This window comes from Burkholderia sp. ABCPW 111 (genome assembly GCF_000773065.1).
In the GTDB taxonomy this organism is placed as follows: domain Bacteria; phylum Pseudomonadota; class Gammaproteobacteria; order Burkholderiales; family Burkholderiaceae; genus Burkholderia; species Burkholderia savannae.
This window is the reverse complement of sequence record NZ_JPWT01000014.1, coordinates 35,596-54,296: the sequence shown is the minus strand read 5'-3', so window position 1 is coordinate 54,296 and position 18,701 is coordinate 35,596. Positions and strand designations below refer to the sequence as shown.

General features: G+C 69.1%; 14 protein-coding genes. 7 read left to right on the top strand and 7 right to left on the bottom strand.

Annotated elements, in window-relative coordinates; genetic code table 11:
• Nucleotides 1–15: 15 nt before the first annotated feature.
• The 6 genes from X946_RS04110 to X946_RS04095 form a co-directional block, all read right to left on the bottom strand.
• Complete coding sequence (locus X946_RS04110; RefSeq protein WP_038744421.1) at nucleotides 16–3,297, bottom strand: hypothetical protein; 3,282 nt, start codon at nucleotides 3,295–3,297, stop codon at nucleotides 16–18.
• Nucleotides 3,270–3,485: a hypothetical protein gene (locus tag X946_RS36625; RefSeq protein ID WP_081989341.1), complete on the bottom strand. Its 216-nt coding sequence runs from the start codon at nucleotides 3,483–3,485 to the stop codon at nucleotides 3,270–3,272. Before X946_RS36625 ends, X946_RS04110 begins: the two co-directional genes overlap by 28 nt.
• A 976-nt stretch (nucleotides 3,486–4,461) precedes the next feature.
• Nucleotides 4,462–4,803, bottom strand: coding sequence for a hypothetical protein (locus X946_RS04105; protein WP_038744420.1), 342 nt, complete (start codon nucleotides 4,801–4,803; stop codon nucleotides 4,462–4,464).
• Between the two features lie 58 nt (nucleotides 4,804–4,861).
• On the bottom strand, nucleotides 4,862–5,239 hold the full coding sequence (locus tag X946_RS04100) for a hypothetical protein (RefSeq protein WP_038744477.1): 378 nt from the start codon (nucleotides 5,237–5,239) through the stop codon (nucleotides 4,862–4,864).
• A gap of 634 nt (nucleotides 5,240–5,873) precedes the next feature.
• On the bottom strand, nucleotides 5,874–6,053 hold the full coding sequence (locus tag X946_RS36620) for a hypothetical protein (RefSeq protein ID WP_081989333.1): 180 nt from the start codon (nucleotides 6,051–6,053) through the stop codon (nucleotides 5,874–5,876).
• Nucleotides 6,050–6,403 (bottom strand): hypothetical protein, encoded by a 354-nt coding sequence (locus X946_RS04095; protein WP_038744419.1) that lies wholly within the window; start codon nucleotides 6,401–6,403, stop codon nucleotides 6,050–6,052. Before X946_RS04095 ends, X946_RS36620 begins: the two co-directional genes overlap by 4 nt.
• A 268-nt stretch (nucleotides 6,404–6,671) precedes the next feature.
• Between X946_RS04095 and X946_RS04090 the strand changes: the two genes are divergently transcribed.
• The 6 genes from X946_RS04090 (at nucleotide 6,672) to X946_RS04065 (ending at nucleotide 15,770) form a co-directional block, all read left to right on the top strand.
• Entirely contained in the window at nucleotides 6,672–7,670 is a 999-nt protein-coding gene (locus X946_RS04090; protein WP_052145001.1) for an FHA domain-containing protein, read from the top strand.
• A gap of 10 nt (nucleotides 7,671–7,680) precedes the next feature.
• Nucleotides 7,681–11,781 (top strand): TOMM system kinase/cyclase fusion protein, encoded by a 4,101-nt coding sequence (locus X946_RS04085; protein WP_038744417.1) that lies wholly within the window; start codon nucleotides 7,681–7,683, stop codon nucleotides 11,779–11,781.
• On the top strand, nucleotides 11,778–12,140 hold the full coding sequence (locus X946_RS04080) for a BMA_0021/BMA_0022 family TOMM bacteriocin (RefSeq protein ID WP_038744416.1): 363 nt from the start codon (nucleotides 11,778–11,780) through the stop codon (nucleotides 12,138–12,140). The genes X946_RS04085 and X946_RS04080 overlap by 4 nt, the downstream gene beginning before the upstream one ends.
• 1 nt (nucleotide 12,141) lies before the next feature.
• Nucleotides 12,142–12,501 carry a BMA_0021/BMA_0022 family TOMM bacteriocin gene (locus X946_RS04075; RefSeq protein ID WP_038744415.1) on the top strand — a complete coding sequence of 120 codons (360 nt, stop codon included), beginning with the start codon at nucleotides 12,142–12,144 and terminating at the stop codon, nucleotides 12,499–12,501.
• Between the two features lie 93 nt (nucleotides 12,502–12,594).
• Nucleotides 12,595–14,895 carry a TOMM precursor leader peptide-binding protein gene (locus tag X946_RS04070; RefSeq protein WP_038744414.1) on the top strand — a complete coding sequence of 767 codons (2,301 nt, stop codon included), beginning with the start codon at nucleotides 12,595–12,597 and terminating at the stop codon, nucleotides 14,893–14,895.
• Between the two features lie 101 nt (nucleotides 14,896–14,996).
• The gene (locus tag X946_RS04065) at nucleotides 14,997–15,770 is read left to right on the top strand and encodes a class II aldolase/adducin family protein (RefSeq protein ID WP_038744413.1); all 774 of its coding nucleotides are present in this window, start codon (nucleotides 14,997–14,999) and stop codon (nucleotides 15,768–15,770) included.
• A 371-nt stretch (nucleotides 15,771–16,141) separates the two neighbouring features.
• Here the strand turns inward: X946_RS04065 and X946_RS36030 are convergent, their stop codons facing one another.
• A complete protein-coding gene (locus tag X946_RS36030) occupies nucleotides 16,142–16,369 on the bottom strand; it encodes a hypothetical protein (RefSeq protein WP_231753750.1) in 228 nt (75 codons plus the stop codon).
• On the opposite strand from X946_RS36030, the gene X946_RS04060 reads away from it, so the two are divergent.
• Nucleotides 16,290–18,629, top strand: a complete 2,340-nt coding sequence (locus X946_RS04060) for a putative bifunctional diguanylate cyclase/phosphodiesterase (protein WP_038744476.1) — start codon at nucleotides 16,290–16,292, stop codon at nucleotides 18,627–18,629. The genes X946_RS36030 and X946_RS04060 overlap by 80 nt on opposite strands.
• The last annotated feature ends 72 nt before the right edge of the window (nucleotides 18,630–18,701 follow it).

Below are 18,701 nucleotides of genomic sequence, written 5' to 3'. Positions count from 1 at the left end.
CCTCCCGATCGGAATTCAGCTGCGCGGCTTGAACGCGTAGTCGATGACGAGCACGAGATTGATGAGCGACGACAGATCGAGCTTGCCGCCCGGCGCGAGCGACGGATTCGCGGCGGCGCCGAGCGTGAGCGTCCAGTCGCCGAGCGCGGAGCCGCCGACGGCGCCCGCCCACGCGCTGCCCGCGCCCTGCGACGAGATCGCGCCCGTCGCGTCGGTCACGCCGGACAGCGCGCTCTTGCCGGGCGCGGCCAGCGCGATCGTGACGTTCGACGCGGACGTGCCCGGCGTCACCGCGACGAGCAGGCTCGCCGCGGTGACGCTCGGCGCGGTCTGATCGATCGGGAAATCCGCGGCGGACAGGTTGAGCGTCAGCGCGCCCGTCGACACGAAGCCGTAGAACAGGTCCGGATATAGCCATGCGAGCGGAATCGAACGCTCGCGGTTGTAGAAGCCGGGCCGGCTCGCGAGCTGCGCGAGCACGGGCTGCACGAGGCGCGGATCGAAGCGCGCTTCGTAGATGAACGTCAGCACGACGTCGGTCAGCGTGCCGTAGTTGATGTCGTTGAGCGCGGGCGGCAGGCTCAGTGTCCAGCTGCTCGCGACGCCCGCGCCTTCGAAGATGCCCGTCTGGTTGTCGGGCGGCGGCGCGAGCACCGCGTCCTGCACGGGATCGTAGTCCGAAATGATTTGCGTCTCCGCGCTCTGCACGCGCACCTTGCTCGGCGCGGCGGGCGTCGCGACGTCGGCGGGCAGCCGGTAGAACGAGATGCCGTCGTTGCCGAGCGTGCCGGACACGCCCGTGGGCGGCACGATGCCCTGCACCGACACGAGCACGCGCCGGATGCGGCCCTGGTAGGTGCCGGGGTAGGCGGAATCGAAATCGTCGAGCGTCGTCTCGAACGTCATCGTGCCCGTCTTGCGGAGCTGCGTCTCGAACAGGTAGCCGTAGCGGCTCGCGAGCGAGATCGACTGCTTCAGGTACTGCTTCTTGCCGCGCTTCGCGTTGACGAGATCGTCGGTGAACGACTGGATGTCGGCCATCAGCGCGTCCGCGGCGAGCAGCCCGTCGACGACGCCCTGATACGACGCCTTGATGAACGACACGCTCGTGTCGTTCTCGAAGTTGTACGCCTGCTGCATCAGCTTCGCCGCGCGCAGCGCCATGTCCATGTAGCGTTCGTAGATCTGATCGACGAAGTTGCCCATCGCTCGCCAGACCTGCGGCGTGAACGTGTCCGCATCGAACACGCCGAGCGTCTGCGCGGCCGCTTGCGCGTTGAGCTGAGCGACCGCGAGATTCGCGCCGGCCGCGCTCACCTGCGCGTTCGCCGCGGCGGCCTGCGCCTGGGCCTGCGCGAGCGCCTGCTGCATTTCGCTCGTCGTGCGGTTCATGCTGTCGATCTGGAACTGCTGGCTCAGGCGGTTCGCGGCGAGATTGGTGGCGGCCGCGACGGTCGCCGAATCGCCGGAGATCCTCTGGCCCGACAGATATTGGTTTGCCATCGCGCTCACGCCGTTGTAGTCGCCGTCGTCGCCGCCCGACACCTGCTGGCCCGTCGCCTGGATGATGATCACCTGGCTGTTGAGCGATCCGTACTCCTGCGCATTCTTCGCGGCGTTCGTCGCGCGCGTCTGCGCGACCGTCACGCCTGCCTGATACGCCTGCGCCTGCGCTTGCGCGACGGCGAGCTGCTGCTGCGCGGCGTTGACCTGGCCGTTCGCCTGCGACACCTGGTTCGCGAGCTCGGTGCGCGTCAATGTCGCCTGGTCCGCCTGGTTCCAGAAGTTGATGACCTGGTTTTCCGCCTGCTGCGCGAGCTGCGCGAAATTGATCGCGACCTGCTGCAGATAGCTGAACGACCAGATCGGCACGGCCGCCGCGTAGGTGCCCCAGTAGTCGAGCCCCGCGCCGATCTGCACGAGCTTCGCGTAGACCTTGAGAAGGACGGCCGCGATCGCGACGTCGTCGGCCGACACGCCGCTCGTGCCCGTTTGCGCGAGCGTCGCGAGCTGCGGCAGCAGCGCGGTCGCGCTCTTCGCGGCGCTCGCGAGCCCCGCGATCTGGTAGAGCGACGCCGCGGGCGCGGCCGGGCTGCCCGGCGTGACGACCTTGCTGTAGATCGCCGTCGCACCCGCGCGGTCGCCCTGCTGGTAGAGGCTGTCACCCCAGGCGCCGTAGAGCCCCGCGAGCGCGACCCACACGTACGGGCCTTCCGTCGTCGTGTTGATGTACGCGTAGGCCGCCGCCTGCAGGTAGTAGGTCTCGGCGTTCGCGTAGTCGCCGAGCGCCTGGTAGCACTGCGCGATCGCGAGCGGGATCGTATAGAAGTAGTCGTGCGGGAGCAGCACCGAGCGCTCCCAGAGGCTGTTCGCGTTCGTCAGCGCGTCGGGCAGCGCGGTCGCGGCTGCATGCGGCGCATAGAGGATCGTCTTGATCGACGCGATGTCCGGCGTGCCGCTCGCCGCCCACTGGATCGTCTTGACCGCGGTTTGCGCGCCGCTGCCCGTCAGGAGTCCGACCTGCTTTTGCGCGAGCAGCGTGATCGGCAATTTCGGTATCGGCAGGATCTTGATCGGCGTGAGCGCCGCGGGCGCGAGGTCGATGCCGCGTTGCGGCAGCGCGCCTGTCACCGCCGGATGAAAGGCCGGCGTCGCGCCCGGCGCGGCCGGCGGCGCGACGTTCGGATTCGCGGCCGGATGCACGGTCGGGTTAGGCATCTGCGGCGGCGAGAACGCGCCGGCGACGGTCGCGTCGAGCGCCTTCGCACGCGCGACGGCCACGTTGCTCGCGGCGCTGTTGCCTTGCGCCGTGTAGACCGATGCGAGCTGCATGTCCGACAGCGCCTGCGCGGTCGCGGCCGGATTCGCGCTGACGGGCGTGAGCCCCGCGCCGTGCAGCGCGGCGGCGCCGGCGAGCGCCTGCGCGGGCGGCGGCGTCGCGGGCCGCACGGGGCTCGCGGGCGCCGGCACGGACAGCACGTTCAGCCATTGCGACGTCGCGGACAGCAGCGAATCGAAGAGCGCGGGATCGCGCGGCAGCCGCGAGCGCAGCCTGCCGCCCAACTCGGGGTCCCATTGCGGATCGAGCTGCGAGTAGATCAGCGATTCGCAGGCGAAGTAATCGTCGAGCGCGTCGTCGTACGCGCGGGCCTTGAACGACGCGGCGGCCGACGCGAGCAGCGCATCGATCTGCGCGAGCAGCGCGGCGTCCGTGTTCGACGTGCCGACCGCGCGCGGATTGACGGGCGGACGATCGATGAAGCTGTAGGTCAAAACGCGCTGTGTGAGCGAAAGCATCGTGGCGCCCCCCGGCAATGGCGCGCGGCCGCGTTCGATCGCCGGATGGCGGTCGGCCGGCCGAGCACCTGGTTCACTGTTGCAACTTCGTTCGCGCGGACAGCGATGACGGCGTCGAGCGGTGCGCGCCGCTTTTGCCGAGGCAATGCGAAATCGAAAACCGGCGTGTCGAGACAATGGGAGTGCATGCCCGTGTGCATGCGGGCGCGTCGTCTCTTTAAATGATTCCTTGTCTCAATATCGTTATTGTCAGATCAATTCGACTGTCGAAATTTTTCCAATTCGCCCGAAAAGACAAACCGCCGACAGCCAGGTCGAGACGCGCCCTGTTCTTGCGCGGATGCGTGGGAACCCCGTCGCGGCGTGCGCCGCGCACCGCGAGCAAGCGGTTTCTTTCTGACTTCGCGCGCTTGCCGGAACGTGGCTTGCTCTACTTTAGGCGGATATTCGGTTAAGTCAATTCGCAACTTTGAAGCAATTCGTTCGCCATTGGATCGGCTGGCCGATTTCATTTAAAAGGCCATTCAATTGCGTCGGCAATTAATTAAGAATTACATGCCGGCATGCAAGGGCGAGCAAGCGGGCGCTGCCGGTTCGATGCGAAGGCGCACGGCGCTTGCGCCGCCTGTGCCGCCTGCGGCCGGTGCATGACCGGTGCGCGGCCGCCGCTCGCCTCGAATGCGACGTGCGCCGCCTGCGGCCGATCACGTTCGGTCACGCTCGACCCTTCGGCGCGCACGGAAACGAGACGGCCGATTCGCCGCGCGTCATTCGGCATCCTGACAGAACAATTTCAATCCGATGTCGGAATCGTCGACGACATAGCGGGCGCGCCGCGTCGCTTATGCGCGTGTCGCTTCGCCCGCCGCGCGAAAAACAAAACCCGGCGGGCCCCACCGGACCGCCGGGTTTTTCGTTTGCGCGTTGATTGTTCTATCGATCCCGCCGAATTTGGGCGAGAACGCTTGTGTTATCGCGCAACGACTCCAAGGTGCCACCGAGCGCGTTTTTATTCCGGACGGGCGATGCGTTGCCCGCCGGGCGCCGTTTCGAATCGACGACGCACGATTTGCCGCAGCCGATGTCCGTCGCGCGTGCTCCGCTCGCCGCCGCCGCGGTTCGCCGCGGCGGCCGGTTCGCAGTCAGCCGGCCCTCGTTCGACGGTCACAGGCCGAGCGTGCCGCTCTTGCTCGTCCCTCCGATGATCGGCGCGCAGACGGTCAGCCGGTAATCCAGCTTCTTGCCGGGCACGTCGAGCGTCAGATCGACTTCGGACTTCAGCTTGTCGACCGCGCCGCCGAACCTGCCGCTCGGATGCGCGGGGTTCAGCGTGCAGCCGCCGATCCACTGCCGGGCGATGTACAGCTCGGCCGTCGCGGAAGCCGGTTCCCCGCTGACGCGAAACTCCAGCGTGACCGGGCCGATCGTCACCGAATGGCCGGACGCGTTGAAGATACTCTCGTCGAGCTGGTCGGCCCGAATGTGTGCGAGCAGGTCCTGGTTCATGCCCGTTCTCTTGTTGTTGTCGTCAGGAGATCGAAGCGGACGAGCGGCGATCGTCCGCTTACTCGGCGTCGAGCGTCGCCGCGGCGGCCGACACGGCCTCGTGACGAAACAGCCCGACTCTCACGGGGATGATCCCGTTCGCACCGCGAATGAAGATCTCCTTGTGATACTGGCTCTCGAACGAGCAAGTCGGCGTGCGGTACTTCTTGACGGTCGGCGACGGGCGCCCCGCGATGCCCGCGACCTCGAGCAGCACCCCGCCGATGAAGCCGGGATCGTGCACGAGATGGATGTTGCCGACGTTGAGCGGCGCCGCGCCTTCCGCGACGATGTGCAGGAACCCCGGCGTATGCGGGCTCAGGGCCGTGAACGTGGCCGTTGCGCTCGTCACCGAGACGAGGACCCGGCGTGGCTCGATGATGTCCGACGAACTCATGTTGGTCTCCGCGCGCTGCTTGTCCGCAGCGTCATGTATCGAGAGAAGCATCGTTGCCGGCATGCGGCGGTGCCGGTGAAACGAACGATACGGCGGCGGCGGAGCGAAATCCATTACATGCGATTACGCGCGGCGAGTCATGCGACGGATCGTTCGTCCTTCCTGCGCTCGCGTGCCGCAGGCGACATGACGGGCCGTCGAGGCGGCGGCCCGCGTTTCCGTTTTGCGTTCGATTGCATTCGAGCCAGGCGACGCACGCGCGACGTCGCGACGTCGCGACGTTCGGCGCTGTCACGGCGCTGTCACGGCGCGGCGCCATGCGCGATCGATTCGCGGCGCGCGCGGCCTGCATCGATGCGCGCGGCCGTCGCCGACGCCGGGGTTCGACGCGCAATCGATTTCGTCGCCGCCGCCCGTTGCCATGCAGGCCGGCGTGCGCGTGTGCGCATGCACGCGTGAAAACATCCTGATTCCGACCGGCGCTTATATCGACTGTAACAGTCGACGATGCATTCGATTCGACGGCCGCGTGCCTATTGCCCGGCGTCGCGATGAAGCGCATTCGACGCGCCGCGTTTTCGCATCCGCATATCGATAATCGCGACGCATCGCGCGCGTTTCGAGCGGACGTCGGTCATTCGATAAAAAAGGCCCGGCGATCCGTCGCCGGACGCCGGGCTCTTTCGTTCGCTTGTTGTTGTTCGACGATTTTCTGGCTTTGACGGAATTCGTCGTCTGTTGTCATGCAAACGATTCGGAATGCGGTGCGGTTCGCCGCCGGCCGGTTTCGATTCGGCCGGCGCGCCGCGCTCACGCGGCGTCGAGCGACTGCAGGAATGCGTCGGCTTCTTCGTGCGGGATCTGCTTGACCTCGACGACTTCGGTCTTGTTGCTGCCGTGCACGACGATCGTCGGGTGGAACACGCCCTGGAACGTATGTCGCACGCGATACGGCCGCGTGCCGTTCGTGAGCGGTCCCGTCCAGCCCATCACGTCGATCTTCAGTCCGCCGACGAAGTGCGGATCGCGTACCAGTTGAATGCCAGTCGTGAAGCGCGGCGCGTTGCCTTCCACCTCGACGATGAGGGCGCCGGGCACGCGCAGACCGAGCCACACGTAAGTGGCGCTCGCTTTTTCGAATGGTTCGGGTCCATAAAATCCCATGGCGGTCTCCAAACGCTAGATATCCGTAACATTTTCGGAATATTGAATCGTGACCGGCTTACGGCCGCGCCGGTGAAACAAAAAATAGGCAACGCGATCGGCGAAATCCATTACACCCAATTACGGCTTGTCGGCGATGCGGCGCTTGCCTATGATTCAACAGAATCTGATATTCGACCGTCAATCATTCACATAAGACGCGCACGACGTCCTAATCGGGTGCCGCCGGACGCCGTGCATTTTTCCGCAGGTCGACGAAATGGCGCTATTGGAAAACGGTCTTTCCGGGGAAGCCAGTCTGCTGCGCGCGCACCACGTATTGGGTCGCGATCCGCAGCGTTGCGACACGGTCATCGCCGATCCCTACGTATCGCGCATCCATGCCAGCATCTGCTGGGCGGCGGGGCAGTGGGAACTGCACGATCACGGCCGCAACGGCACGTTCGTATCCGGGAGGTTCGTCGGCGAAGGCGAGTGCGTGGCGTTGCGCGACGGCGACCTGATCCAGTTCGGCAGCAGCGGCTCGGTGCGCTGGCGCGCGCGCCAGCTGAGCGAGCCCGTCGACATGCTGTGGCCGCTGCGCGCGCCCGCGCAGCCGATCGCGCTCGATCGCGCGCAGGCGCTGCCGGGCGCGGCGATCACCGTGAGCCGCTCGGCGCAGGGCGACTGGCTTTGCAACGACACGGCGCCCGCGCGCGTGCTGCGCGACGGCGACGCGGTGATCTGCGGCGATTTCGCGTGGCAGCTCGTGCTCGCGCATCGCAACGTCACGGCCGCGCTGCCGCGCGTCGTGCAGGCCGCGACCTTGCCGCAGCGCGTCGACTTCACTGTGAGCCGCGACGAAGAGCACGTGACGGCGACGCTGCATACGCGCGGCGGCGCCGTCGACCTTGGCGCGCGCGCCCATCATTACTGCCTCGTGACGCTCGCCCGCGCGCGCTTTGCCGATGCGCAGGCCGGTTACGACGCCGCGTCGCAGGGCTGGATCGAGCTCGACGTGCTCGCGCGCATGCTCGGCCTCGACGAATCGCACGTCAACGTGCAGATCCATCGCGCGCGCACGCAGTTCCTGCCGCTCCTGTCCCCCGGTTCTCCCGAGCTCGTCGAGCGCCGCCGAGGCGGCGTGCGCTTCGGCGCGCTCGCTTTCCGCGTCGTGCGCGGCGACCGGCTCGAATGCCAGTCGGCCGAGTCCGACGCTTTCACGATACCGCCCGATCCGGTCGCGCGCGGCGCGTCGACGCTCGTCTCGCCCGCCGCGCTGGGCTGAGCGGCGCTTCATGTCTGCTTCCGCACGGGCCGATCGCGCGCGCGCCTGCGATCGCGGCGCGCTGCGCGCGATCGCGCCGCCGCTGCCCGGCGACGGCGACGAGCTGCAGGGCGAGCACCGTTACCGGCTCGGCGCCGTGCTCGGCGAAGGCGGCGCGGGCCGCGTGCACGAAGCGGTGAGGCTCGACACGTCGCAGCGCGTCGCCGTCAAGCTGCTGCGCGAGGACGCGCCGCGCGGCGCGCGCGAGCGCACCCGCCTGCGCGCGCGCTTTCGCCGCGAGATGGCGCTGTGCGCGCGGCTGTCGCATCCGAACATCGTCGCGCTGCTCGACAGCGGCGAGACGGCGGACGGCGTGCTGTTCGCGGTGTTCGAGCACGTTGCGGGCCGCACGCTGCGCGCGCTGCTCGCGGCCGACGGCGCGCTGCCCGCCGAGGCGACGGGCGCGCTGATGGCGCAGGTGCTCGACGGCCTCGCGCACGCGCATGCGAACGGCGTCGTGCATCGCGACCTGAAGCCGCAGAACGTGATGGTGACGACGCGCGACGGCGAGCCGTGCGCGAAGATTCTCGATTTCGGCATCGGCGCGCTGCTGCCGGACGCGCATGCGGGCGACGAGCTGACGCTCACCGCGACGACCGAGGTGCTCGGCTCGCCGCAGTATTGCGCGCCCGAGCAATTGCGCGGCGAACCGCCGACCGCGAAGAGCGACTTCTACGCGTGGGGCCTGATGGTGATCGAATGCCTGACGGGGCAACCGGTGATGCAGGGCGCGAGCGTCGCGGACGTGCTGTATCAGCACCTGAGCCCCGTCGACGTCGCGCTGCCGCCCGCGATCGCCGCGCATCCGCTCGGCGACGTGCTGCGCGATGCGCTCGGCAAGGACCCGCGCCAGCGCGCGGAATCCGCGCAGACGCTTGCGAACCGGTTTCGCGCGATTCATTTTCCGGCGCTCGTCGGCGGCTTGCGCTACGGACGGCGCGCGCAGGCGGAGCCGGGCGTCGCGTATCGCGACCCCGGCGGGACGATCGCGGTTGACGCGCCCGTCGGGCGGCGGCAGATCACCGCACTGTGCTGCCGTGTCGCGGTCGCCGCGAACGGCGCGCAGCCGGACGACGCCGCGGCGGCCGAGGAAGCGCTCGACGTATTCCACGCGCAGTGGCTCACGCGCTGCTCGGACATCGCGGTGCGCTATGGCGGCCACGTCGCGGGCGCGCTCGGCGATACGCTGCTGTTCTACTTCGGCTATCCGGAAGGCATCGATCGGCCCGCTCAGCGCGCGTGCCGCGCGGCGCTCGAAATGACGCGGCACGCGGGGCAGACGGCGCTCGCGCCGCAACCGTCCGCCGACGGCGCGAGCGCGCCGGCATGGCGCATCGAGATCGCGGGCGCGATTCACGTCGGCACCGCGCTTGCGAACGCACGCGGCGCGTCGGGCGGCGCGATCGCGAGCGCGGCCGTCGGCCTGCAGCGCATCGCGCAGCCGGGGCGCATCCTGTTGAGCGACGAAGCGGCGCGCGCGCTCGAGCGCCACGTCGACGCCGCGGCGACGTCGCTCGCATTCGCCGCGCCAGGCGCGGCGCCGCAGCCCGTGCGCGAACTGCTCGGCGAGCGCTACGAGCGCGGGCCGTTCGAATCGCTCGAGCTCGGCGACGCGGCGCCGATCGTCGGGCGCGACCGCGAGCAGGCGGTGCTCGCGCGCGCGTGGCGCGATGCGGTGCGCGCGGCGGCGGGCGGCCCGCGCGCGGCCGCGCGGCGCGCGACGCTCGTCGTCGGCGAGCCGGGAATCGGCAAGTCGCGGCTCGTTCACGCGCTGCGCGAGACGGTGCGCGCACAGCACGGCGCGTGCGCCGCATGCGTGTGCCTGCCCGAGCAGACGAACCACGCGCTCTTTCCGATCCTGCGCTTCGTGCGCGCGCACTGGCAGCTCGACGCGGGCGATCCGCATGCGCTCGACCGGATGCTCGGAGCGTTCGACGGCGATCGCGCGTCCGCGCGCGCGACGCTCGCCGCATGGCTCGGCCTGCCGGGCGGCGCGGACAAGCTGCGCTGGTCGGGCGCGCGGCAGCAGCAGGCGCTCTTCGACGTGCTGTGCCAACTGCTCGGCTCGCTCGGCGGCGGCGGCCCGGTGCTGCTGATCGTCGACGACGTGCAATGGGTCGACAGCGCGACGGGCGATTTTCTTGACACGCTCGCGCGCCACCCGGCATGCGCGGCGGTGTGCGTCGTGCTGACGTCGCGGCCGGAGCAGCTCGAGCGGTGGCGGCGCGGCGCCGAGCGGCTGATGCTGCGCCGCCTGTCGGCTGCCGCGACGCGCAACCTGATCGTGTCGCTGATGCCCGACGCGGGCGCGGACCGCGCGGCGCTCGACTTCCTCGTGAAGCGCACGGGCGGCGTGCCGCTGTACGTCGAGGAAACGATTCGCGCGCTCGTCGAAGGCGGCATCGTGCCGACTGCGGGCGCGCGCCTGCCGGATCTCGCGGAAGCGGGGCGCTGCCCGCTGCCGGGCAGCCTGCGCGAGACGCTCGAGCTCGCGCTCGAACGCGCGGACGACGCGCTCGACACCGTCCAGCTCGCCGCGACGATCGGCCTCGAAGTCGACGCGCGGTTGCTTGCCGACGCGTCGCCGCGCGCGGGCGCGGAGCTCGACGACTGCCTGCGGCGTTTGCTCGAAGGCCGCGTGCTGTACGCGCAGCACCGCATCGGCGGCGCGACGTACGTGTTCCGTCACGCGCTGCTGCGCGAGGCCGCGTACGAATCGATGCCGGCCGCGACGCGCCGCGAGAATCATCGGCGCGTCGCGCAGGCGCTGCTCGCGCGTCCCGCGGGCGGTGATCCGGCGGCGCGCTCGGCGAGCATCGCCGATCATTTCGCGCGTGCGCATGCGTTCGCCGATGCGGCGCCGCACGGCATCGAAGCGGCGCGCCGCGCGCTCGAGCGCGCGCTGCACGACGACGCGATCCGCTATGCGGGCGCGGTGCGCGGCTGGCTGCTGCATTGCGACTATCCGGGGCGGGACGAAGACACGGTCGCGATCGATTTGACGCTCGCGCACGCGCAAATGGCGCGTGACGGCTGGGGCGATCCGCGCGTGCGCGAGCACACCGACCGCGTGCTGTCTCGCGTCGGTGCGCTGGGCGACGCGAAGGCCGCGGCGAGCGCGCTGTGGACGATCGCCGTGTATCACCACGTCGCCGGCGATCGCGCGGCGGTGCGCCGCATCGGCGCGCAGCTGTCCGAGCTCGCTCGCGCGTCGGCGCGTGCGGATCTCGGCGTCGCCGCCGATACGCTGCACGGAATGAGCCGCTGGATCGACGGCCACTACGCGCTCGCGCTCGGCGCGTTCGACGCGGCGCTCGCCGCCTACGATCCGCGCCGCGACGGCGATCATCGGCGCACGTTCGGCCTCGACACGCGCGCGTGGGCGCTGTCCGCGCGCGCGAGCGTGCTGTGGGGCATCGACGACGACGTTGCGCGCACGCTCGCGCTCGCGCACGACGCGGTTCATGTCGCGACCTGCAGCGATCATCTGCCGACGATCGGCGTGACGATGATGTACCTCGCGCGGATGCAGCAATGCGCGGGCGATCGCGACGGCGCGCGCGCGACGTCGGACGCGGTGCTGCGGCTGTCGCGCTGCTACGGGCTCAACGCGGTCGAGCGCTACGCGGCCGTCGTGCGCGCGTGGTGCGACGGCGATCGTGACGCGGCGCGCGCGAACGTCGACGCGTTGCGCCAATCGGGCTGCATGCTCGGACTCACGTATTACGCGTCGGTCGTCGCCGACATCGACGCGGCGCGCGGCGACGCACGCGCCGCGATCGCGACGCTCGACGAATGTCTCGCGCTCGCCGAATCGACGGACGAGCGCTATTACGTTGCGGAACTGCTGCTCAAGAAGGCGCGCTGCTTGTGTGACGCGCAAGGTCGAAGCGCGGCCGACGTGAGCGAAGCGGCCGGCGCGGCCGAATTGGCCGAAGCGGCCGTCGCGCTATGCGCGCAGGCGGCCGCCGTCGCGCGGCAGAGCGGCATGGCGCGAATCGAGAAGAAAGCGCAGACGGAGCTGCGCGAGTTGCAACGAGAACTCCGTTCAACCACGGGAGAAAAGCGATGATGGACCGAAGCCCCAGTATGCCGTCGTACGACCAGTTTCTCGAATACCGCGCCGTGATCGTGCAGGCGATCGCCGTGGCGTGGCATGACTCGAAGTTTCGCGAGCGGCTGGTCGCCGATCCGGTCGGAACGTTGCATGAGTACTTCGACTATCGGTTTCCGATGAAGATGCATTTGGAGGTGCACGAGAACAGCTCGGCGTGGACGCCGCTCACGAACGGCGGCTGGACGACGAACGAGGTCAACCGGCTCGCGCTCATGCTGCCGCCGGCGCCGCCGCCGGAGCAGCGCGCGGCCGCGCTCGCCGCGTACAACGCGAAGCACATCAGTCTGTTCGGACCGGACCGCAAGGAGATCTGACATGGCCGACAACAACGCAGTCCCCACTCAGGAATCACTGCTCGAGTTTCAGGAAGTCTATCTGCGCGCAATCGCGCTCTCTTGGGAGAACGAAGCGTTCAGGCAGATGCTGCTCGCCAATCCGTACGATGCGCTCGAACGCTATCTCGACTATCGCTGCCCGTGGATTCTGGATCTCAAGATCGTCGAAGTCGCCGCGAAGGACGGGTACGGCTGGCATCGCGAAACGCAGCGCTGGCATCTGCCTGTCAACACGATGAGCGTCGGCATTCCGACGCGGCCCGCCAACATCGCCGAGGAAGGCATCGCGCTCGCCGAATACAACGACGCCGGGCCGGCGTATCTGTTCACCTGCTGCTGAGCCGTCCACACGGCGACGCGCGGCGCGGCCCGAGGCGCTTGGTTCGCGGGCCGCGCCGCCCACTTCGATCGCGGTGTCCGATACGGGGGGACGATGCTCGATGACTTCTCGCGCGTGCTGCGTTTCAAGCCGCATCTGCTGGTGCGTGACGCCGGTCCCGGCGCGTTGTATGTGGTGGACGAATTCAGACGCTCGGTGCTGCCGGGCGACGTGTTTCCCGCGCTGGCCGCGTGCATGCGCGACGGCCTGACGATCGCGCAGACCTTCGCGGCGCTCGCCGCGCGCTTTTCGCAATGGGAGCTGCTCGGCGCGCTCGATCATCTGGCGCGGCGCGGCTACGTGCGCGCGGACGCGCCGGGCGAGCGCGACGCCGCGATCGGCTTCTTCGAACGAACGGGTGTGGACGGGGATGCGGCGGCCTGCATCGCATCGCGGCTCGCGGTCGCCGTCGAGGCGTTCGGCGTCGATCCGCGCGCGCAGCTCGACGCGTTCGCCGCGTGCGGCATCGGCGTGGCGCCGGATGCGGCGCTGACGGTCGCGTTGACCGACGGCTACGATCGCGCCGAGCTGACCGATGCCGCCGAACGCGTGACGGCGCGCGGCGGCGCGCTGCTCGTCGTCGCGCCCGATCGTGTGGAGCCGCTGATCGGGCCGCTGCTTGGGCCGCTGTTCGGGCCGCTGTTCGGCGCGTCGATCGGCCAGCCTGCGGCTGCAGCGGCATCGTCGGCGGCGTCCGGCGAGACCGACGCGCCGCCGTGCATCGAATGCGTGCGCTACTGGACGGCGCTGAACCATCCGGTCGAGACACTGCTTGCGCGCATGCACGGCAGCGGCGCGGCGCGCCTGCCGAGCGTGCACAGCCGCGCGAGCGCCGCGGCCGTCGCGGCCGTCGTCGCGTCGTTCGTCGAGCAGATCGCGGTGAACGCGCAACGCCGCCGTCATGCGGGCTCGCACATCGTGTCGCTTCGCATCGATACGCTCGCGACCGCCGTGCACCGCGTGGTCAGGCGCACGCAGTGTCCGCGCTGCGGCAATGCGGCGTGGATGCGCGAGCAGGCGGAGCGTCCGGTGACGCTCGCGTCGGCGCAAGCCGGGGCGCACCGCGAAGGCGGCCATCGGACGCTCGCCGCCGGCGATCTCTTCAAACGCTACGGACATCTGATTTCTCCGGTGAGCGGCCCGATCGCCTATCTGCATCCGATGCCGGGGCGCAACGCCGGCATGCGGCACGTGTACGTCGCGGGCTATCTGGTGTGTCCGCAGCGCGCGCCGCGCGAGAACCGCTTCGACAAGCTGTGCTCGGGCAAAGGCGCAAGCGATGCGCAGGCGCGCGCGAGCGCGCTCGCCGAAGCGCTCGAACGCTTCAGCGGCGTTTATCAGGGAGACGAAGCGGCGTTGCGCGGCAGCCTCGCGGAGCTGTCCGCGCACGCGCCGCCGCATGGCGCGCCGATCGACGTCAACGCGCTGCAGCAATACAGCGATCGCCAGTTCGAGCGGCGCGAGCGCCACAACGCGACCACCGACGATCCGCGCAAGCAGGTGCCGCAGCGCTTCACGCCGCAAAGCGTGATCGACTGGACGCCCGCGTGGTCGATCGCGACGGGCGCGCGGCGGCTCGTGCCGCTTGCCTATTGCTACGCGGAAGCGCCCGCGTCGAGCGGCACCGCGTATTGCGTGCACAACCCGAACGGCTGCGCGGCGGGCGCGTGCATCGAGGAAGCGATCCTGCAGGGCCTGCTCGAGCTCGTCGAGCGCGATGCGGTGGCGATCTGGTGGTACAACGAACTTTGCCGGCCGGGCATCGACATCGCGAGCTTCGGCGATCCGTATTTCGACGCGCTCGTCGCCGAATACGCGTCGCTCGGCTGGCGCTTGTGGGCGCTCGACATCACGCACGACCTGCGCATTCCGGTGTTCGTCGCGCTCGCGCGCGAAACGGCGACGGGACGCTTCTCGATCGGTTTCGGCTGTCATCTCGACAGCCGGATCGCGCTGCAGCGCGCGCTCACCGAGGTGAACCAGTTGCTCGACGTCGGCGCGTCGGCGCCGCCGCCGTGGGACGCCGACAAACTGTCCGGCGAGGCCTTCCTGCATCCCGATTCCGCGCTGCCGCCGATGCGCGCGCCGTTGCGTGCGACGGGGACGGCCGCCGATCTGAAGAGCGACGTCGAACGCTGCGTCGCGCGGCTGTCGGCCGCGGGCATCGATACGCTCGTCGTCGACAAGACGCGGCCCGACATCGGGCTGCCGGTCGTGCAGGTGATCGCGCCCGGCCTGTGCCACTTCTGGCCGCGCTTCGGCGCGCAGCGGCTGTATTCGGTGCCCGTTCTCGAACGTTGGCGCGAGCGGCCGCGCGACGAAGACGCGCTCAATCGCGCGCTGCTGTTTCTGTAGCGGCGTGGCCGGCGGCCGCGGCCGCCGGGCTTTCGGGCGCCGCGCCCGTTGCGCGCGCGCGGCGCGTTCGCATCGATGCCATTCGACGAGGAACGCACGTCATGACTCAAGCACAGAATCAGCCGTTCGCCCGCCCGTCGCGCATTGCCGAAGCGGAGTGGCAAGCGCGCGTTCAACTGGCGGCCGCCTATCGGATCTTCGACCATCTCGGCTGGAGCGAGCTGATCTACAACCACATCTCGCTGCGCGTGCCCGGCGAGGCCACCCATTTCCTCATCAATCCGTTCGGGCTGCATTACCGCGAGGTCCGCGCGTCGAATCTGGTGAAGGTCGACGTCGACGGCCATCCGGCCGGCCATGCGGACTGGCCGGTCAACCCCGCCGGCGTGACGTTTCATGCGGCGATTCACGCGGCGCTGCCGGATGCGCACTGCGTGATGCACGTGCACACCACGCCGACGATGGCCATATGCGCATCTCGGCGCGGGCTGTCGTTCTCCAATTTCTATGCGGCGCAACTGCACGGCCGCGTCGCCTATCACGATTTCGAAGGCATCACGGTGCGGCCCGACGAAGGCCAGCGGATCGTCGACAGCGCGGCGGGGCGCCCGGTGCTGCTGCTGCGCAATCATGGGCCGGTCACGATCGGCCGCACGCTTGCGCATGCGTTCTCGCTGATGTGGCTGCTCAATCGCGCATGCGAAGTGCAGGTCGCGACGCAGGCGGTGGGCATGCCGCTCGAGATCGACGCGCCGATTCTCGACGCGTGCGCGCGCGATTCGCTGAATCTCGATCCGCGCTACGGCGCGGGGCAGGATGCGTTCGATGCACTGCAGCGAATCGTCGATCGGCTCGATCCGAGCTATCGGAGCTGAATGCGCGGGGTGCGATGATTGCGCTCGAAATCGTTCACCGGACCGACTTCAAATATTAAGAATCAATTGATCCGGAACGTCGTCATTCGGAAGCAAAATTTGATGGTTTATTGTTTGAATTTAGATTTCAATAGATTATTTTCGCATGCTGTCGATGCGGCATGCATACGAATGTATTTTCGTCCGATGTTTGGCCGAACGGCATGCCAGAAGAGCCAAAGCAGGAAAAGCGGATGTCGCGTACGGAGCGCCTTAATTTGAAATGAATTGCGTCACCCAGCCCACACACTCGCGTCACGATGTCGTGGATGATCGCATCAAGTCGAATGGGCGCAAATCAAAATCGATTTGGTATCCGAATTTCGGATCGATTAATGGAATGCGTCCTCGAAATGATCGCGGCCTGCCGCTTCCGGTGATGCATCGATGGCTTCCGTCCCCAGTCGATTGTTTTGCGATCCGATCGCACGGCGCGTTCGGCGCTCGCGCGCGGCCATCGCGATCGCGCTGACGGCGGCCTTGCTCGGCACGGCGCTGCTGTCGGCCGAGCTTCGCGAAATTGCGCGCGGCCGCGCGTATTTCGCGATGCCGGCGAGCATTTGCGCGCACCTTTCCCGTCGCGCGTTCGGCGTGGGCGGCATCGTCGCGGCGCCGTCATGGCACGCGGCGCAGAGCGGCGCGGCGGCGTTCGTCCACGCGCCGCGTGACGATGCGGCGCCGGATCTCGACGCGATCGAGCGCGTGCTCGGCCGCATCGGCGTGCACGAGCGGCGCGCACGCGGCACGACGTGCACGGCGGATGCGGCGAACGCGATGGCCTCGGACGAATTGCTCGGGTGGCGGCTCGGGCCCGCGCGCGCATGCACGCTCGCGCAGTCGGCGTGGGGCGATGCGCCCGACCGCAGCGCCGACGCCGTGCCGCGCACCGCTTCGAACACGATGCCGCGACGGTCCCAGGCGGGCGCCGCGGCAGTCCCACAATTTCGCTCGCACTCGAACATGATTCACTCGACGTTTCGCGAACCGCTCGCCATCATGCTTGCCCTCGGCGTACTCGGCATGATCGCGCTCGCACTGCTGCCCGTGTTCCGGATCAGACGGCTCGCGCTTCGCCTCGGCGAAGCGGAAGGGGCACTCGCCATGAGCGAGGCGCGCGCCCGCGCGGCGCTCGTCGCCGTCGGCGACGGCGTGATCTTCACCGGCCGGGCCGGGCGCGTCGAATGCCTGAATCCCGCGGCCGAGCGATTGATCGGCATGCTTGCCGACGATTGCCGGGGCCGCCCGCTCGTCTCGGCGCTGCGCTTGTCGCGCGCGGACGGCGAAGCGGCCGATTCGTCAGGCTCGCCCGTCTCGCCCGACGCATCGCTCGGCGATCTCGAGGAAGGCGGCAGCCGCGATGTGATGCTGCATCGCACCGACGGCGGCGCGATCGCCGTGCGCGCGACGGCGTCGTCGATCGCGCCGCCGTCCGGGCACGTGCCGCGCGCATCCGGCAGCGGCCGCGTGCTCGTGCTGAAGAGTCTCGCGACGGAGCACGACCTCGTGCGCCGCCTTGCATGGCAGACGACGCACGATCCGCTCACCGGGCTGCCGAACCGCGCGGAGTTCGAACGTCACGTTCACTTCGCGCTCGCGGCCGATGCGTGCGGCCCGGTCGCGCTGCTGTTCGTCGATCTCGATCGCTTTCGGATCGTCAACGACACGTGCGGCTACGCGGCGGGCGACGCGATGCTCGCCGCGCTCGCCGCGCGCCTCGTCGCGTGCGCGGCGTCGGCCGGCATCGTCGCGCGGCTCGGCGGCGACGAATTCTGCGTGCTGCTCGACGCGCACGACGAAGCGGCGGCCGTATGCGCGGCCGAGCGCTTGCGCGCGAGCGTCGACGGCTTCGTGTTTGCGTGGGACAGCCAGCCGTTCTCGGTGACGGCGAGCGTCGGCGTCGCGCTGCTCGGCGCGCCGGAACGCACGCGGCGCGTCGAGGATGCGGTGCGCCTCGCGGGCATCGCGTGCGACGTCGCAAAGGCGCGCGGGCGCAATCGCGTGCAGCTCGCCGATCCGCACGATCGCGAGCTCGCGCATCACATCAGCGATGTCTCGTGGTGCGCGCGCGTGAGGCAGGCGCTCGAATTCGACGATTTCTGCCTGTACGTGCAGCCGATCGTCGATACCGCGACGCATGGCGAGACGGGCTTGCCGCCGCGTGCGAGCCGAGGCGAGCTGCTGCTGCGGATGGGCGCGCTCGGCGAGCGCGACAGCGTCGCGCCGCCCGGTCTTTTCATACGCGCGGCCGAGCGCTACGGGCTCGTGACCGACATCGACCGCTGGGTCGTGCGCACGGTGCTCGACGCGCTCGCGCGCACGCGTTACCGGCGCTTTACCGAATATGCGATCAATCTGTCCGGGATATCGATCGGCGACGAACGCTTCCTCGGCTACGTGCTCGAGCAGTTCGCGCGCACGGGTGTCGCGCCGGCGCTGATCTGCTTCGAGATCACCGAGACGGCCGCGATCGCGAACCTCACCGGCGCGCTGCGCTTCATGCACGAGCTGAAGGCGCTCGGCTGCCGGTTCGCGCTCGACGATTTCGGCGCGGGGATGGCGTCGCTCAGCTATCTGAAGCAACTGCCGGTCGAGTATCTGAAGATCGACGGCAGCTTCGTGACGGACATCGCGAACGATGCGGCGAGCCTCGACATCGTTGCTTCGATCAACGACATCGGGCATGCGATGAACTGCAAGACGGTTGCCGAATACGTCGACAGCGCGGCGACGCTGCAGAAGCTCACCGCGCTCGGCGTCGACTATGCGCAAGGGTATTACATCGGGCGGCCCGTGCCGTGGTGCGAGGCGGCGTATTCGTAGCGGCGCGTGCGGCGCAGGCGGCGATCACGGGCGGCGATCGTCAGCCGTGCGCCGCGTACCGTTCGTCGTGCT

Bases quoted from the DNA above. Each gene is read 5' to 3' on its own strand.
- X946_RS04110 (WP_038744421.1), bottom strand. From the start codon at position 3,297: ATGCTTTCGCTCACACAGCGCGTTTTGACCTACAGCTTCATCGATCGT.
- X946_RS36625 (WP_081989341.1), bottom strand. From the start codon at position 3,485: ATGCACTCCCATTGTCTCGACACGCCGGTTTTCGATTTCGCATTGCCT.
- X946_RS04105 (WP_038744420.1), bottom strand. From the start codon at position 4,803: ATGAACCAGGACCTGCTCGCACACATTCGGGCCGACCAGCTCGACGAG.
- X946_RS04100 (WP_038744477.1), bottom strand. From the start codon at position 5,239: ATGAGTTCGTCGGACATCATCGAGCCACGCCGGGTCCTCGTCTCGGTG.
- X946_RS04095 (WP_038744419.1), bottom strand. From the start codon at position 6,403: ATGGGATTTTATGGACCCGAACCATTCGAAAAAGCGAGCGCCACTTAC.
- X946_RS04085 (WP_038744417.1), top strand. From the start codon at position 7,681: ATGTCTGCTTCCGCACGGGCCGATCGCGCGCGCGCCTGCGATCGCGGC.
- X946_RS04080 (WP_038744416.1), top strand. From the start codon at position 11,778: ATGATGGACCGAAGCCCCAGTATGCCGTCGTACGACCAGTTTCTCGAA.
- X946_RS04075 (WP_038744415.1), top strand. From the start codon at position 12,142: ATGGCCGACAACAACGCAGTCCCCACTCAGGAATCACTGCTCGAGTTT.
- X946_RS04070 (WP_038744414.1), top strand. From the start codon at position 12,595: ATGCTCGATGACTTCTCGCGCGTGCTGCGTTTCAAGCCGCATCTGCTG.
- X946_RS04065 (WP_038744413.1), top strand. From the start codon at position 14,997: ATGACTCAAGCACAGAATCAGCCGTTCGCCCGCCCGTCGCGCATTGCC.
- X946_RS36030 (WP_231753750.1), bottom strand. From the start codon at position 16,369: ATGCTCGCCGGCATCGCGAAATACGCGCGGCCGCGCGCAATTTCGCGA.